The organism is Paracoccus aurantiacus (assembly GCF_007993065.1).
GTDB lineage: Bacteria > Pseudomonadota > Alphaproteobacteria > Rhodobacterales > Rhodobacteraceae > Paracoccus > Paracoccus aurantiacus.
Map to the genome: position 1 here is coordinate 542,265 of NZ_VOPL01000001.1, position 15,262 is coordinate 557,526.

11 protein-coding genes are annotated in these 15,262 nt (G+C 63.9%); 1 reads left to right on the forward strand and 10 read right to left on the reverse strand.

What is annotated here, in order from left to right; translation table 11 throughout:
* Window positions 1–51: 51 nt before the first annotated feature.
* From recG to sciP, 4 genes are all read right to left on the reverse strand, one after another.
* Entirely contained in the window at window positions 52–2,166 is a 2,115-nt protein-coding gene (gene recG, locus FQV27_RS02645) for an ATP-dependent DNA helicase RecG (RefSeq protein ID WP_147096259.1), read from the reverse strand.
* Window positions 2,145–4,454 (reverse strand): NAD-dependent DNA ligase LigA, encoded by a 2,310-nt coding sequence (gene ligA / locus FQV27_RS02650; protein ID WP_147096260.1) that lies wholly within the window; start codon window positions 4,452–4,454, stop codon window positions 2,145–2,147. The genes recG and ligA overlap by 22 nt, the downstream gene beginning before the upstream one ends.
* A 141-nt stretch (window positions 4,455–4,595) precedes the next feature.
* Window positions 4,596–5,306, reverse strand: a complete 711-nt coding sequence (ctrA, locus tag FQV27_RS02655; RefSeq protein WP_147096261.1) for a response regulator transcription factor CtrA — start codon at window positions 5,304–5,306, stop codon at window positions 4,596–4,598.
* Window positions 5,307–5,402: 96 nt separating this feature from the next.
* Window positions 5,403–5,678 (reverse strand): CtrA inhibitor SciP, encoded by a 276-nt coding sequence (gene sciP / locus FQV27_RS02660; protein ID WP_147096262.1) that lies wholly within the window; start codon window positions 5,676–5,678, stop codon window positions 5,403–5,405.
* 136 nt (window positions 5,679–5,814) lie between these two features.
* Between sciP and mnmA the strand changes: the two genes are divergently transcribed.
* A complete protein-coding gene (gene mnmA, locus FQV27_RS02665; RefSeq protein WP_246132972.1) occupies window positions 5,815–6,969 on the forward strand; it encodes a tRNA 2-thiouridine(34) synthase MnmA in 1,155 nt (384 codons plus the stop codon).
* On the opposite strand, the gene lpxB is transcribed toward mnmA, so the two are convergent.
* The 6 genes from lpxB to FQV27_RS02695 all read right to left on the reverse strand — a co-directional run bounded on the left by lpxB (window position 6,966) and on the right by FQV27_RS02695 (window position 15,261).
* Window positions 6,966–8,120, reverse strand: coding sequence for a lipid-A-disaccharide synthase (gene lpxB / locus FQV27_RS02670; RefSeq protein ID WP_147096263.1), 1,155 nt, complete (start codon window positions 8,118–8,120; stop codon window positions 6,966–6,968). The genes mnmA and lpxB overlap by 4 nt on opposite strands.
* Before the next feature lie 42 nt (window positions 8,121–8,162).
* A complete protein-coding gene (locus FQV27_RS02675) occupies window positions 8,163–8,957 on the reverse strand; it encodes an LpxI family protein (protein ID WP_147096264.1) in 795 nt (264 codons plus the stop codon).
* Complete coding sequence (lpxA, locus tag FQV27_RS02680; protein WP_147096265.1) at window positions 8,954–9,736, reverse strand: acyl-ACP--UDP-N-acetylglucosamine O-acyltransferase; 783 nt, start codon at window positions 9,734–9,736, stop codon at window positions 8,954–8,956. The genes FQV27_RS02675 and lpxA overlap by 4 nt, the downstream gene beginning before the upstream one ends.
* Window positions 9,729–10,208 (reverse strand): 3-hydroxyacyl-ACP dehydratase FabZ, encoded by a 480-nt coding sequence (fabZ, locus tag FQV27_RS02685; RefSeq protein WP_147096266.1) that lies wholly within the window; start codon window positions 10,206–10,208, stop codon window positions 9,729–9,731. Before fabZ ends, lpxA begins: the two co-directional genes overlap by 8 nt.
* A gap of 68 nt (window positions 10,209–10,276) precedes the next feature.
* Window positions 10,277–12,400 carry a hypothetical protein gene (locus FQV27_RS02690; protein ID WP_246132973.1) on the reverse strand — a complete coding sequence of 708 codons (2,124 nt, stop codon included), beginning with the start codon at window positions 12,398–12,400 and terminating at the stop codon, window positions 10,277–10,279.
* Entirely contained in the window at window positions 12,397–15,261 is a 2,865-nt protein-coding gene (locus tag FQV27_RS02695) for a DUF4159 domain-containing protein (protein WP_342779864.1), read from the reverse strand. Before FQV27_RS02695 ends, FQV27_RS02690 begins: the two co-directional genes overlap by 4 nt.
* Between the last annotated feature and the right edge of the window lies 1 nt (window position 15,262).

The window sequence follows — 15,262 nt, forward strand, 5'->3', positions numbered from 1 at the left end:
CCGTTTGTTCTCATATCCAGACGATTCTTGCAAGAACTTTTTAGGAACATTTTAACCTGTCTTAATCAGCCGTATCGCCTGATCCTGCTCCATCAGCCAAAGCAGCGTGCGCACTGCGCCCCCTCGTTCGGATAGCATGCCGGGGTCACGTTCCAGAAAGGCGCGCGCATCGGACTGGGCAAGCTGCATCAGTGCCGCCTGTCGTTCCAGATCGGCGATGCGAAACCGCGGCAATCCCGATTGCGCGGTGCCGATCAGATCTCCCGCCCCGCGCATCTGAAGATCGACCTCGGCCAGCCGAAAGCCATCATCGCTTTCCCGAAGCGTCTCCAGCCGCTGCTGGCCGGTTTTGGACAAAGGTGCGCGATACATCAGCACACAGCTTGATGCGGCCGAGCCGCGACCGACCCGCCCGCGAAGCTGGTGAAGTTGCGCGAGGCCGAAACTTTCGGCATGCTCAATCACCATGATCGCAGCCTCGGGCACGTCCACGCCGACTTCGATCACGGTCGTCGCCACCAGGATCTGCGCCCGCCCCTCTGCGAAAGCCGCCATCGCCGCGTCGCGCTCCTCGGCGGACATCTGACCGTGAACCATGCGGACAGCTTCGCCGAAGCGCGCGCGCAGGGCCGAAAACCGCGCCTCGGCGGCGGTAAGATCGGACAGTTCCGATTCCTCGACCAGCGGGCAGACCCAATACGCACGCACGCCATTGGCAATCGCCTTGCCGATGCGCTCGACGATCTCGTCCATCCGGTCTTCGTTCACAAGAACCGTGGTGATCGGCTTTCGGCCGGGCGGTTTTTCATCCAGCACCGACAGGTCGAGATCGCCGTATTGCGACAGCGCAAGCGACCGGGGGATCGGCGTCGCGGTCATCACAAGGACGTCGGGCGGCGCCGCCTCGCCCTTTGAAGCGAGCTTCAGGCGCTGCGCGACGCCAAAACGGTGCTGTTCGTCAATGACAGCAAGGCGCAGGTCGCGAAACCGAACCTCGTCCTGAAAGACTGCATGTGTGCCAACCAGAATGTCGATCCGCCCCTCGGACAGATCGGTCAAAATATTGGCGCGCGAATCCCCCTTGTCGCGACCCGTCAGCGCCTCAATCCGGATGCCTGCGGCGTCCGCCAAAGGCATAAGCGCCCGAAGATGCTGCCGCGCGAGGATCTCGGTCGGGGCCATCAGAACGCCCTGCCCGCCTGCTTCGACCGCGATCAACAGCGACAGCATCGCAACCAGAGTCTTGCCGGCGCCGACATCGCCCTGCAGCAGACGGTTCATCCGCGTATCGGCAGCCATGTCCGCCGCGATCTCTGCCACTGCGCGACTTTGCGCGCCGGTCGGCGGCCAAGGCAGACTGTCCAGCACGCGCTGGCGAAGATGCCCGGTGCCCTGGCTTTGTCGCCCCTTGCCGCGACGATGCTCGCGACGGGCGAGCGCGAGGGTGAGCTGATGCGCGAACAGTTCGTCATAGGCCAGTCGCGCCCGCGCCGCGGCGGTCGGCGCAATATCCGACGGACCGGACGGCGTATGCGCGCGCAAAAGCGCCGTATGCCAGTCGGGCCAGCCTTCACGCGCCAGAAGCGCCGGATCGATCCACTCCGGCAGCTTCGGCGCACGATCCAAAGATCCTTCCACGGCCCGCGCCATCTGCTTTGCGTTCAGCCCGGCAGCAAGCGGATAGACCGGCTCAAAACCTGCGGGGGGCGCGCTGCCCACGGGCAGGATATGGTCGGGATGAACCATCTGCGCGACGCCGTCGAACAGTTCTGTTTTGCCCGAAACGATGCGCCTCTCGCCAACGGGCAGCTCCTTCTCCAGCCAGTCGCGCCGGGCGTGGAAGAAGACCAGCGTCAGATCGCCGCGCCCATCGGTGCAGATCACGCGATAGGGCCGGTTGCGCGCGCTTGGCGCAATGTGACGGCTGACCGTGACCGTGACGGTGGCCACTTCGGGCGGCCGCAGGTCGCGCAATTCGGCGACATTCCGTCTCGCAATCCCGGACGACGGCAGGGTAAAGATCAGGTCGCGGGGCCGGGTGATGGACATGTTCTGCAAGGCTTCCGCCGCCTTCGGACCGATGCCTGGCAGGGTTTCAGCCTCCGCGAAAAGCGGAAACAGGATCGGCGGGCGTCCCTTTGTCGCTATCCGATCAGCTTCAGCCATGCGTCCTCGTCAATCACCTCGACGCCGAGCTCTGCCGCCTTCGTGGCCTTGGAACCAGCGCCCGGCCCGGCAACCAGAATATCCGTCTTCGCGGAAACCGAGCCCGCGACCTTTGCGCCCATCGCTTCTGCGCGGGCCTTCGCCTCTGCCCGCGTCATCCGTTCCAGGGTCCCGGTAAAAACGATGGTCTTGCCCAGAACGGGGCTGCCGGCGGTGGCCGCGATTTCGGCATCCTGGACGTCAAGCTGGGCGACAAGCGCGTCGATCGATGCGCGTTCTTTGGCCTGCGCGAATGTGGCACAAAGAGACTGCGCAACCACCGCCCCGATCCCGTCAATCGAGATCAGTTCGTCAAATGCATCAACCGATGCCGGCGGCAGTTCCGGCGCACGGGCCAGCACCGCATCGCGTGTGGCGGAAATACGGGCACGGCGTCCCTCCTCCGTTGCGGCGGCGCGCTCTGCCAATACGGCCTCATCGGCTTCGACATGACGCTCGGCCGCAGGGATTGCCGCATCGACGGTCGAGACGAGATTGTCCCAACTGATAAAATGCCGCGCAAGATCCGAGGAAGCCCCCTCGCCGACGTGACGTATACCAAGCGCGAAGATAAGGCGGGCAAGCGCGATACGGCGGCGCGCGTCAATGGCATCAAAAAGATTACCTGATGAGGTTTCGCCCCACCCGTCCCGGTTCTTCAGCTTGCCAATCTGAGCCTGATCGCGCGCACGCAGCGTGAAAATATCGGCCGGCTCGCGGATCGGCAAGCTATCATCGTGATAGAAGGCCTCGATCTGTTTGGTCCCCAACCCTTCTATGTCGAATGCGCCACGACTGACAAAATGCTTCAGTTTTTCAATCGCCTGCGCGGGACATATCAAGCCCCCCGTGCAGCGTCGCACCGCGTCGCCTGCTTCGCGGATCGCGTCAGAGCCGCATTCCGGACAGGTTTCGGGGAAAACGAAGCGGGTTTCCGAGCCGGTTCGTTTGCCCTCGTCGACCTCTGACACCTTGGGGATCACGTCGCCCGCGCGATAGACCTTCACCCAGTCGCCGATGCGAATATCGGTGTCACGGATACGTTCGCCGTTCGAATTGATGCCGGCGATGTAATCCTCGTTATGCAGCGTCGCGTTCGAAACCGTCACCCCGCCCACCGTCACCGGATCAAGCCGTGCGACCGGCGACAGCGCGCCGGTCCTGCCGACCTGAATTTCGATATCGCGAAGTCGGGTCCACGCGGTTTCGGCAGGGAATTTGTGTGCAATGGCCCATCGCGGCGTGGTTGAGCGAAAGCCGAGGCGTGCCTGCAGCGAAAGATCGTCCACCTTGTAGACCACGCCGTCGATATCATAGCCGAGACTGGAACGCTGCGCCTCGATCGCGGTCCATTGCGCAATCATCTCCGCCGTGTTGCGGCAAAGCCGTGTCAGTGGATTGGTCTGGAAGCCGAACGATTTCAGTTTCGCAATGGCATCCGACTGGGTTTTGGCGAAGGGCGCGCTGACCTCACCCCAGGCATAGGCAAAAAATTTCAGCGGGCGCGCCGCCGTCACAGCCGGATCGAGCTGGCGCAGCGACCCGGCTGCGGCGTTGCGCGGATTCGCAAAAACCCGCGCACCCTCCCCAGCATTCAGGGTCGCGAAGTCCGCATGCGACATATAGACTTCGCCGCGCACCTCCATCACGGCGGGCGGGTCGCCTTTCAGCGTCTGGGGGATGTCCGCGATGGTTCGCGCATTCGCCGTCACATTCTCGCCGACCGCGCCGTCGCCGCGCGTTGCAGCCTGAACAAGCCTGCCGTTCTCATAGCGCAGCGACAGGGAAAGTCCGTCGATCTTCGGCTCTGCCGTAAAATCCAGTTCCGCACCGGCCTTCAGGCCGAGAAAGCTGCGCACGCGGCCAACGAACTCCTGAATCTCGGTTTCTGCGAAGGCGTTTTCAAGCGACATCATCCGCTGTGCGTGGGCGATCTTGCCGAACGCTTCGGATGGCGCGGCGCCGACCTGTTCGCTTGGGCTGTCGCTTTGGGCGAGCGATGGAAAGGCCGCCTCCAACGCAGCCAATGCCCGCTTCGCACGATCATAGTCGGCGTCAGAGATCGTTGGCGCGTCTTTCTGGTGATAGTCCAGATTGGCCTGCCGCAGCAAATCGCCAAGCCCCGCAATTCGGTCCGCCGCATCCGCATCGCTCAGCGCGGAAATATCGGCGGGCTCGGCATCCTTGGCAATTGCGGCCAGAACCTTGTCGGTGCTGCCATCGCCAGATTCGCGGTCTGATTCTGCCATCTGCACCCCCGTCGTGAAGAAACGGGCGATCTTGGGGATCACCCGATTTCAGCGTGATAGACCGGGAAGCCTGCCGAAGCCAGACGGGACCGCAATCCGGATGCTGCCGACAGTCGCGCCTTCAGGCGGCAGGAATGTCCTTCAGGCCCCGAGCGCCATGCGCTCGCTGTCGCCGGGCTGCGGATCGCGCAGCACATAGCCGCGCCCCCAGACCGTTTCGATATGGTTCTCGCCTTCCAGCGCTTCAGACAGCTTCTTGCGCAGCTTGCAGATGAACACGTCGATGATCTTGAGTTCCGGTTCGTCCATACCGCCATAAAGGTGGTTCAGGAACATTTCCTTGGTCAGCGTTGTGCCTTTGCGCAGGCTCAGCAATTCGAGGATCTGATATTCCTTGCCTGTCAGATTCACGGGCTTGCCATGCACCTCGACCGAACGCGCGTCCAGATTGACGACAAGATCGCCGGTGCGGATGACCGAATGGCTGTGCCCCTTCGAACGGCGGATGATCGCAGCGATCCGCGCGACCAGTTCCTCGCGGTGGAAGGGCTTGGTCATATAATCATCTGCCCCGAAACCGAAACCGCGCAGCTTGCTTTCGGTATCGTCTGATCCGGTCAGGATCAGGATCGGCGTATCGACGCGCGACATGCGGATCTGGCGCAGCACATCCATTCCACTCATATCCGGCAGATCGAGGTCGAGAAGGATCAGGTCATAGTCATACAGCTTGGCAAGATCGATCCCCTCCTCACCCATATCCGTGAGAAACACATTGTAGTTGGCATGGGTCAGCATCATCTCGATGCTGCGCGCCGTCGTCGGATCGTCTTCAACCAGAAGTATACGCATCGCTCTGTCCCCGCTGCGAATCGAACTATGAAATCCACATTCGCGGCAATTCGTTAATATGGGGTTACTGAACGCTATTCCTCAGCGCAATTCAACCTATGGTTGTCTATATTTTTGTAAACTCGTCACACGGAGCGCCCGGATACCATGATCGCGGATCGCTGCGCACCAGCCGTCGAATTCTTCGTCCGAAAGGCCGTAACGCGCGATGGCATCCTGCCTGGTAATCAGCCCGTGAACCACCGCCTTCACGACAAGCGCCTTGCGGCTGGCGACCCAGCGAACAGTTGCGGGTGGCAGGTCGGCCAATGTCAGGATCGTTCCATCATGCAGTTGGACCGCCCGAGGGCCAGTTGATTTTCGCAGATACATGGCCACCTCCTTTCATCGGCCTGTCTAGATCAAACAGTTTAATGCAGGTTGAACCGGCCCCTTGCGAATAGACGTTTAATTCCTATAATTTTGTCGAAATATCGGAGCCGGTGTCGGCAACCCGAAAGGATAATCCGTGACAATCACGACAAAGATCAACCCGGAAACGGGTTTGAATTCATTGGGATTTGCAAAGTCACCCGCCGAAACGCGGGTCGTCGTCGCCATGTCTGGCGGCGTCGACAGTTCTGTCGTGGCCGCCTATCTGGCCGAACAGGGCTATGATGTCGTGGGCGTGACGCTGCAGCTTTACGATCACGGCGCAGCGCTGGCGAAGAAGGGTGCGTGCTGCGCGGGGCAGGATATTCACGATGCCCGCCGGGTCGCCGAGCGGATCGGGTTTCCGCATTATGTACTTGATTATGAAAACAAGTTCCGGGAATCGGTGATCGACGAATTCGCCGACGCCTATCTGGCCGGGGCCACACCCGTGCCCTGCATCCGCTGCAATGAGCGCGTCAAGTTCCGTGACCTTCTGGAAACGGCGCGCGATCTGGATGCGGATTGCATGGCGACGGGGCACTATATCCAGCGCAAGACCGGCCCGGACGGCGCTGAACTGCACATGGCGACTGACCCGCATCGCGATCAAAGCTATTTTCTGTTCTCGACCACGCAGGAACAGCTGGATTTCCTGCGCTTCCCGCTTGGTCATCTGGCCAGCAAGGCCGAGACGCGGGCGCTCGCGGCAAAATACGGGCTGTCGGTGGCCGACAAGCCCGACAGTCAGGACATCTGCTTCGTGCCGAATGGCAACTATGCGTCGGTCATCGAAAAACTGCGCCCGGGTGCCGCCGATCCGGGCGAGATCGTCGATATGGACGGCAACATTCTGGGGCAGCATCAAGGCGTCATCCACTACACGATCGGCCAGCGGCGGGGGCTTGGCATCGGCGGGCTTGGCGATCCGCTTTATGTCGTGAAACTCGACCCAGAAACCCGCCGTGTCATTGTCGGCCCACGAGAGGCGCTGTCGACCCGCATCGTTCCGGTAGGTGAGGTCAACTGGATCGGCGATGGGGCGTTCGAAGGCCCTGCGCGCGAGGTTTCGGTGCGCATCCGCTCGACCCGTCCGCCGCGCGGGGCGATCCTGCGCCCGACTGGGCCGCGCAGCGCCGAGGTAGAGCTTCTTGATCCCGAGGAAGGTGTCAGCCCCGGACAGGCCTGCGTCTTCTATGAAACCGACGGCACGCGCGTTCTGGGTGGCGGCTGGATACAGCCACGCCGCTAGGGGCGGCGTTCCAGAAAATCCAGCACCGACTTTGCGGCGCGCAGTCCCGGCGGCGCGCCGCCTTCGCCAAGACGTTTCATCGTCAGCGACATCGCCTCGGCCTGCGCGGCACGTTGTTCCGGGTTTTCCAGCAAATCGAGCAGCGCCTTGGCAATCAGGTCGGACTGACAGTCCGCGCCCAGAAATTCCGGAACCGCACGCATGTCGCTGACAAGATTGACCAGCGTAACCGTGTCGGTTTTCAGCAGCATCCCGATCAGCCAGCGCGACAGGGGCGCCATGTCATAGGCGATCACCATCGGAACCATATTCGCAGCCAGTTCCAGACTGACGGTGCCCGATGCCGCAAGCGACAGGTTGGACGCCATGAAGGCCGCGCGCTTGTCGGCCGCATCCTCGACCACGACGGGTGCGGTTGGCCAGCGGCGGGTCATGTCGCGCACCATCCGCGACACGCCCGGCACCGTCGGAATGACGACGCGCAGTTCGGGGATGCGGTCGCGAAGCCGGATCAGGGCCTCGTCGAAACGCGGTCCAAGGCGCGCAACCTCGCCCTTGCGCGATCCCGGCAGGCACAACACCAGCGGCGCATCGGGCGCAATCCCGTGCGCTGCGCGAAACGCCGCGGCCTCGGCCTTCGTGGCACGGGGTTCGGCAACGACAGGATGTCCCACGAAATCGCAGCTCATCCCGGCCGCTTCCATATAAGGCGGCTCGAACGGCAAAAGCGCAAGAACATGATCGACGACTTTCGCCATCTTTGCCGCCCGGCCGGGGCGCCAGGCCCAGACCGAGGGCGCGACATAGTGAATCACCGGACCATCATAGCCAAGCTTCTTTGCCGTCCGGGCGACACGCAGGCAGAAATCCGGGCTGTCGATCGTGATAAGTGCATCGGGCCGCGCCTCTGCCACAGCCTGCGCCGTTTCATCTATGCGCCGCTTCAACTGGCGGTATTTGGGCAGTACTTCCGCAATGCCCATGACAGACAGCTCATCCATCGGAAAGCGGCTTTCAAGGCCCTGCCTGCCCATCTCTGGTCCGCCAATCCCAGCAAAGGCGGTATCGGGACGCAAAGCCTTCAGCCCCCCCATCAGCGCCGCGCCGAGCTTGTCGCCCGACGCTTCGCCCGCGATCAGGAAGACGTTCATGGCGTCACTCCTCTGCTTCGGAATGGTAGCGGCTTATGGGCTTCATCGCGCCCAAAGGAAAACGCCGGCTGCGCGTGCCCGTTCCATCGTTTCCTCGCGCCCGAGCAGAATTACCCCGCTCGCCTGCCACGCGATGCCCGCCAGACCGGCGCGAACCACCTGATCCACCGTCTCGGGGCCGATCGCAGGCATATCGACGCGCAGATCCTGACCGGGCTTCGGGGCCTTCCAGAACACACCGCGCGGACCATTCGGGCGCGGGCGCATGTCGCGATGCGCTGCCACGAAATCAAGCATTGCCTCGGTGCCCGGCAGGGTTTCGACGGCAATGCACAACCCTTGAGCGACCACCGCTCCCTGCCCCAGATCGAGTGCGCCCAGACCCTCCACAATCCGGGCCGCGCGGTCGGCATCCGCAATGTCGGAGGCCGTCGGCTCACCCACCAGAAAGCCCGCTTCGGGCACCAGATCAGGGCAGATTTCAGCTGTGCCGGCGACCGAGAAGCCGGCTTCCTCGAACAATGCGATAACTTCGCGCAAGGCCGCATCGTCGCCCGACTGCATCGCCGTCAGGATCCGCGGCACAAGGCTTGCAGTGCGCGGATCGAACGCTTCGGGATCAAGTCGCGGCCGCCGGACGGCACCTGCAAATGTCACCTGCCCGACATCCTGCTCGGTCAGCCAGTCGAAAAACGGCACCAGACGCTCCAGCCGGAAGCTGTGATGCGGCATCGGTGGCGCAAATCCCTCAAGCGAGGCGATGACCGGATTGTCCAGCCGTTCGGCGATAACCGGCGCAAGCGCGCCCTGCCCGGCAATAATGGCGGTGCGGCTCATAGCGGTTTCAGGAAGCTGCGGTCGGACGGACCGAGGATGAAGTCAAGCATTTCCTGCACCATAGGGCCGTTCGTGTCCGCGGCCAGGTCGCGCGCGGTGTCGCGAAAGGCGCCTTGATGAAGCTTTGCAAGCGCGGACCGGAGCGCCGCGATTTCGCTGCGCGAGGCCCCGCGCCGCTTCAGCCCGACAAGGTTCAGCCCGTCAAGATGCGCACGCGGCCCCTGCACGAGGCCGTATGGCACGACATCAGCCGTGACCATAGACAGCGCCCCGATCATCGCGCCACGGCCCAGCCGGACGAATTGATGGATACCTGACAGGCCGCCGATGATGACCTCGTCCTCGACCACGCAATGGCCGGCCACCGCGACAGAGTTGACCAGCACGACATGGTTTCCGATGCGGCAATCATGGGCGACATGGCAATTCGCCATGAAAAGCCCATCATCGCCGACTTCGGTCAGCCCACCGCCGCCTTCGGTTCCGGGTTGCATTGTGACATATTCGCGGATGCGGTTGCGCGCACCTATCTGCAATCGTGTATGTTCGCCACGGAACTTAAGGTCCTGGGGGTCGTGCCCGATAGAGGCGAAGGGATAGATCACCGTGTCCTCGCCGACCGAGGTATCGCCTGTCACGACGACATGCGACTTCAGTTCGACACCGTCGCCAAGATGCGCCTGCGATCCCACGAGGCAGAACGGGCCGATGCGGACGCCCTGCCCGATTTTCGCCCCGGTCTCGACGATCGCTGACGGATGGATCAGCGTGTCAGCCATCCGCCGATCCCTGTGCCGCCGGCTGATCCATCATGGCCGTGAACTCTGCCTCGCAGGCGGTTTCGCCGTCGACGACCGCCTTACCTTCGAACTTCCAGATCTTGCCGCCGCCGCGCTTGACCGTGACATGCAGCTCCAGCACATCCCCCGGCACGACCATGCGTCGGAATTTCACCTTGTCGATGGCCATGAAGTAGGTCCGCATGCCCTTGTCCGCGAGATCGAGGCTCATGCCCACGACGACAGCGGCGGTCTGCGCCATCGCCTCGACAATGGTTACGCCGGGCATGACCGGCTGGTTCGGGAAGTGGCCCTGAAAATGCGGCTCGTTGAAGGTGACGTTCTTGATGCCGATGCCGGATTTGTGCGGAACGATATCGCGCACCTTGTCGATCAGCAGGAACGGATAGCGATGCGGAATGATCCGCTGAATAAGGCCGATATCGGCGGATGTCGTCGTGGTCTCGGCCATGATGTCCTCTTGGAATGTCCGGATAAGGTGCTAGCAAACGGCGGGGCGGATTGGCAAGCATTCGGGCGTCAGGCGGCGCGTCGTCCTTCGATCAGCCAGCCGGCAAGCATGACCGCGCCGATCAGGCAAAGCCACGCCCAATCCGGCAGGACAGGCCTGCGGCTGAGGCCGGTGATCGTCTCGGCCTGACGTTCATAAAGTCCGATCCAGCGCCCGCCAACGCCGCGCCCTTCAGCCGGGCGTCCTTCGGCCACACGCCGCAGTTCGGGAATGCCGTCCGAGAGCCGATGCGTGCTGCCGCCGGAATTTTCGACCAGAGCCGCCATGTCGGCAGCATTGGCGACGGTGCGGTCAAATTCGCGTGGGGCCGCAGGTCCGACGGCGACCGAACGGGTAAGCTCGCCCTGCCGGACCGTGTAAAGCCCCGGTTCCGGTGCCGTGAAACGACCGGTGAAACGTCCGGGGGCGGTTTCGTCCAGCGTAATCTCTGCCAGCTGGCCCGAAGGTCCGGTCAGCTGGACGGGGCCGGGATCGTCCATAAGGCTGCGTCGCGTGACCTCGACCGATTGCCCGGCAAGGGTGCGCAGTTCCAGCGCCTCTTCCTCCAGCTCGGGTTCCTTCATCGACCAATGCGCAACCCGGCGCATCAGGTCGAGCTGCGGCCCACCGCCTTCAAATCCCCGCCCCCAAAGCCAAAGCTGATCCGATGCGATCAGGGCGACGCGCCCGTCTCCTTGCCGGCGCAGCATCAGAAGCGGCTGATTGTCGGTGCCGGTCATGGCCACAGTGCTGTCAGGCGTCGGCACGGTTTCGATCATGCGCAGCCAGCGCCCCCAATCGTCGCCTTGCGAGGCGCTTCCTTCGGCGGCAGGCGCACCGGGCAGGCCGTCCGTTACGGGGTGCTTGCGCCCTTCCTCGGTCAGGCGCGGAAGGAATGGTGTGTCGATCACCCGGCCCGTGGGCCGCGCAGGCAGAACCGGGCCAAGTGCCGAACGCGCGATGCTGTCGACGCCTGCAAATTCCGGACCCGCCGAAACCAGCACCGCGCCGCCATTTTCGACATATCTTCGGATATTGTCGTAATATTCGGGCAGAAGGATGCCGCGCATCCGGTAGCGGTCGAAGATGATGAGGTCGAAATCCTCGATCCGCTCCATGAAAAGTTCGCGCGTCGGAAATGCGATCAGCGCCAGCTCATTTACCGGCACACCATCGAATTTTTCTGGCGGGCGAAGGATCGTGAAGTGAATGAGGTCGATATTCGCGTCCGATTTCAGAAGATTGCGCCATGTGCGTTCACCTGCATTCGGCTCTCCTGAAACCAGCAGAACGCGCAGCCTGTCGCGCACCGCATTGACGGTCAACGCGGCTTGATTGTTCAGCCCCGTCAGCTCGCCATCCTCGGTTCCGACCGACAGAAGGATCACGTTCGCGCCCGCCGTTTCAAGCGTGACGGGCAGTTCGACACGGGTGCCGGGCGTCACGGCAATCGTCGCGATCACCTCGCCATCAAGGCGCGCCGTCAGCGTCGTCGGACCTGCCGTCTCGTCGGGCGTCTGGCCTTCATCAGCGATATGCAGGCTGATGGTCGCGGGCTCTCCGATCAGGGCGAAGCCGGGCGCCTCGTCAATGACGATGCGGCGGTCCCAGTCTTCGGGCCTGCCGGTCTGCAGGAAATGCACCGGCGCGGGCGCGGTTTCCGGGATCACGCCGGCATCGTGGGAAAGGCCGTCGCTGACAACAATCGCGCCTGCCAGCCGGTTCGCGGGTTCAGCTGCAATCGCTTTCGACAGCGCCGCACCCAGCAAAGTGCCGTCATCGGAATCGCCCACCGTGACCCTGCGGACCTCTGTTTCGGGCCATTCGGAAAGCTGTGTCTCGATCTGGCGCAATGCGGCGTCACTGGCTTCGCGCCTGGTCGGCAAGGACTGGCTGGCGCTGCGATCATCCAGCAGAATGACGATATCGGAAAGAGGGCGCGCCGTGCCGCGCTGGATGCCAGGCCCGGACAGCGCCAGCGCAATCAGCAGAAGCGCCGCCCCGCGCCACCACGCCCCCTTGAGCCCGCGCCAGATCGAAAAGGCAACGCTCAGCGCGGCCAGAACGGCGATCACGACGGCAATCCAGACAGCCGCCGCCGTTCCGATCAGAGGTGCAAGCAGCGGGTCGAAGACGAGGGCATCAAATCTCATGGCTGCCCCTCCTGCCGCAGGCGTTCAAGCAGCGCGGGCACGTGGATCTGGTCGGATTTGTAGTTGCCGGTCAGCACATACATGATCAGGTTTACCCCGAACCGATGCGCCATTTCGCGCTGCCGTTCGCCGTCCATCCCGGCACCGACAGCGAAAAGCGGCAGGCCCCTGTCGTCGATGGCCCAGGCTTCTGCCCAAGAATTCCCGCCAATCACGACCGGCGAGACACCGTCATTCACGGTGCCCGCCTCGGTCGAGGTCGCAGCGACCCAGACATCACCATCGGCAAAGCGCCCCGGCATCTCTTCCAGCAGATAGAAGCTGCGTGTCAGGACATGATCCTGCGGAACCTCCTGCAAGGGCGGCATGTCAAGCGGCCCGGCCAGTCTGCGCAGATCGTCAGATGCATCTGCAGCGCTTCCGGCAAGATCGGCGTCGCGGGTATCAAACAGGATCATTCCGCCGCCGCGCAGGAAGCGGTTCAGGCGCAGATACGCGTCTGCCGATGGGATCGGCTGATCCGGGCCGATGGGCCAGTAAAGGAATGTCATCAGCGTCAGATCCGCCGTCTCAAGGTCGATTGCGACGGGCGGCGTAGGTTCCACCGTGGTGCGCGAATAAAGCGTCAGTGACAGCCCTGTCAGTCCGGCGCGCGACAGCTCGTCAAGTTCGGCATTGCCGGTCAGCACATAGCCCATCGCGAATTCGGATGCCGCACGGGCCAGATCGGGATCGACCTCTGCTCGCGGTTCTTCAGCCGCCGCACCACCGTCCGGGTCAGCCTGCGCGTCGTCAGCGCCTGTCGGATCGTCCTGTGGCACCTCGAAAGGTGCCAGAAGTTCGGGCACCGGCTGGTCTGCCGGGCCATTATCGCCGAAAGGAACCTGCGCGCGCGGGGCAGTCGGCAGAAGGACCAGCATGCTCGCCACGACCAGCAGCGAGGCGGTCACACGGCCCGATCTGCGCCCGCCCCGAAGCGCGGCACTTCCCGCCAGATCGGCGATCAGCACCGCCGCCGCCGCGATCAATAACCACCCGGCCAGCGGAATACCGGAAGGCCGCGCGCTCTCGACAGTCGCACCGGCCCAGCCAGCCAGCGCAAGCGGCGCACCCGCATTCAGCGCCATTACCCGTTCGCCCGAGGCATAGATCCCGGCTGGAAGATCGGGGGCCGCCCCATCCGCCAGAACCTCGGCAGCGACCGGAACAGCGTCAGGCGCTTCAATCAGGCGACCGAAGCCGCTCAGAACGTCGGTCGCGGTCCAGCTTCCGCCTTGTGGCTGGCCCTGCGGCTCTGCCGTCGCGCGTCCGGCACCTGCAACCAGACGTTCGAGCATCTGGACGAACAACCCCGAAATCGGCAACGAGGACCAGTCGGCGTTGGCCGTGGAATGGAATAGCACCACCTGCCCGTCGCCAGAATCGGCGCGGGTCACAAGGGGCGTGCCATCGCTCAGCACCGCGATGCTGCGCGACGGCAAATCCGGCGAGGGTTCGGCCATAAGCTGCGCACGGATGGTGACGTCAGGCGGGATCGCGAGCCCCGCGAACGGACCGTCAGCGGCGAAGGGCGCGACCGGACGCGGCTCTCCCCAGCTTAGCACGCCACCCATGTCGCGCCCGCCGGGGCGCAACCGGACAGGCAGAAGCGGCTCCTCTGCAAGGCCGGGATCAGCGGCCATGCGCGGACCGGCAAACCGGATCAGAAGCCCGCCTTCGGCAACCCAATCGGTCAGCGCGCCGTCCGCGTCCAGCCCGGAACGGTCCATCAGCACGATCACGTCGGGCTTCGCGGCGATGGCATCGTTCAGCCCCGCTTCAATCACGCGCGCCGAACGTTCCAATGCGCTGCGCAGGAAATGCGCGGGCGATAGCAATGCCTGCCGCTCGCTGGTGGCCTGTCCCTGCCCGATCAGCGCGACAACCGGGCGGCGCAGCCTGTCATCACCCAGCACCACGGCGGAAGCGCTCTCGATCCCGTCGATCTGAAAGCGGGTCACGCGGCCGAGAAGCTCGGGCGGTAGATCGACGGGAACGGGCCAACTCGTGACACCGAAGGCGCTTCTGCCCTCTGACGGCTCAAGACGCGCAAGCTCTCTCGGGATACCCTGCGGATCGGGTCCAAGGGCCAGCACCGCCCGCGCCTCTGGCGCTGTCGATTGCAGTTCCAGCTCTGGCTGGGTGCCATCACGCACCATCCGCAGCGAATAGGCCGGCGACACGGGCGGCACGACATCGACCGGGCCACGCGCCAAAAGCGCCGAAAGCCAGGCGCTGCGGCCCGGATGGTCCAGCCCGTCGCTGAGCCACAGCGTGCGCAGCCCCCCTTCGGGTGCGTTGGCCAGGATCGTGTCCGGCGCATCGGGATAAGCACCCGGCCACGCTTGCGGACTGGCGGCGCGAAGGGCCGCGGCAATCGCGTCGTCGGCAAGAAACGGCAGCGCGCCCTCGCTTCGACCGTCGGCCAGCAGCAGCGCCACTGGGGCGCCATCACCCAAAGCGGTGTCAGCTGCGCGAAGCGCGCGGGTCTGCGCGGCGCGCCAGCCCGGCCCCGCTGTCGCGCCCGCATCCATCACGATCACCAGCGCATCGCCCGGTTCGGGCGCGGGTGCGGGCCGCCAGACAGGCCCTGCAAAAGCCAGTATCGCCGCCGCAACCGCCGCAATCCTCAGCAGCAGAAGCCACCAGGGTGTGCGCCGCGCGACCGGGTTCGCATCGACCAGCCCCTTCAGCAGCACCGTGCCGGGGAAGCGAACCCGTTTGGGAACCGGCGGCAAGGCACGCAGAAGCCACCACAGAAGCGGCAGCACGGCGAGCGCCAGCAGGATCAGCGGCGTTGCGAAACCTATTGGCCCGAGCATC

Bases quoted from the DNA above. Each gene is read 5' to 3' on its own strand.
- recG (WP_147096259.1), bottom strand. From the start codon at position 2,166: ATGGCTGAAGCTGATCGGATAGCGACAAAGGGACGCCCGCCGATCCTG.
- ligA (WP_147096260.1), bottom strand. From the start codon at position 4,454: ATGGCAGAATCAGACCGCGAATCTGGCGATGGCAGCACCGACAAGGTT.
- ctrA (WP_147096261.1), bottom strand. From the start codon at position 5,306: ATGCGTATACTTCTGGTTGAAGACGATCCGACGACGGCGCGCAGCATC.
- sciP (WP_147096262.1), bottom strand. From the start codon at position 5,678: ATGTATCTGCGAAAATCAACTGGCCCTCGGGCGGTCCAACTGCATGAT.
- lpxB (WP_147096263.1), bottom strand. From the start codon at position 8,120: ATGAACGTCTTCCTGATCGCGGGCGAAGCGTCGGGCGACAAGCTCGGC.
- FQV27_RS02675 (WP_147096264.1), bottom strand. From the start codon at position 8,957: ATGAGCCGCACCGCCATTATTGCCGGGCAGGGCGCGCTTGCGCCGGTT.
- lpxA (WP_147096265.1), bottom strand. From the start codon at position 9,736: ATGGCTGACACGCTGATCCATCCGTCAGCGATCGTCGAGACCGGGGCG.
- fabZ (WP_147096266.1), bottom strand. From the start codon at position 10,208: ATGGCCGAGACCACGACGACATCCGCCGATATCGGCCTTATTCAGCGG.
- FQV27_RS02690 (WP_246132973.1), bottom strand. From the start codon at position 12,400: ATGAGATTTGATGCCCTCGTCTTCGACCCGCTGCTTGCACCTCTGATC.
- FQV27_RS02695 (WP_342779864.1), bottom strand. From the start codon at position 15,261: ATGCTCGGGCCAATAGGTTTCGCAACGCCGCTGATCCTGCTGGCGCTC.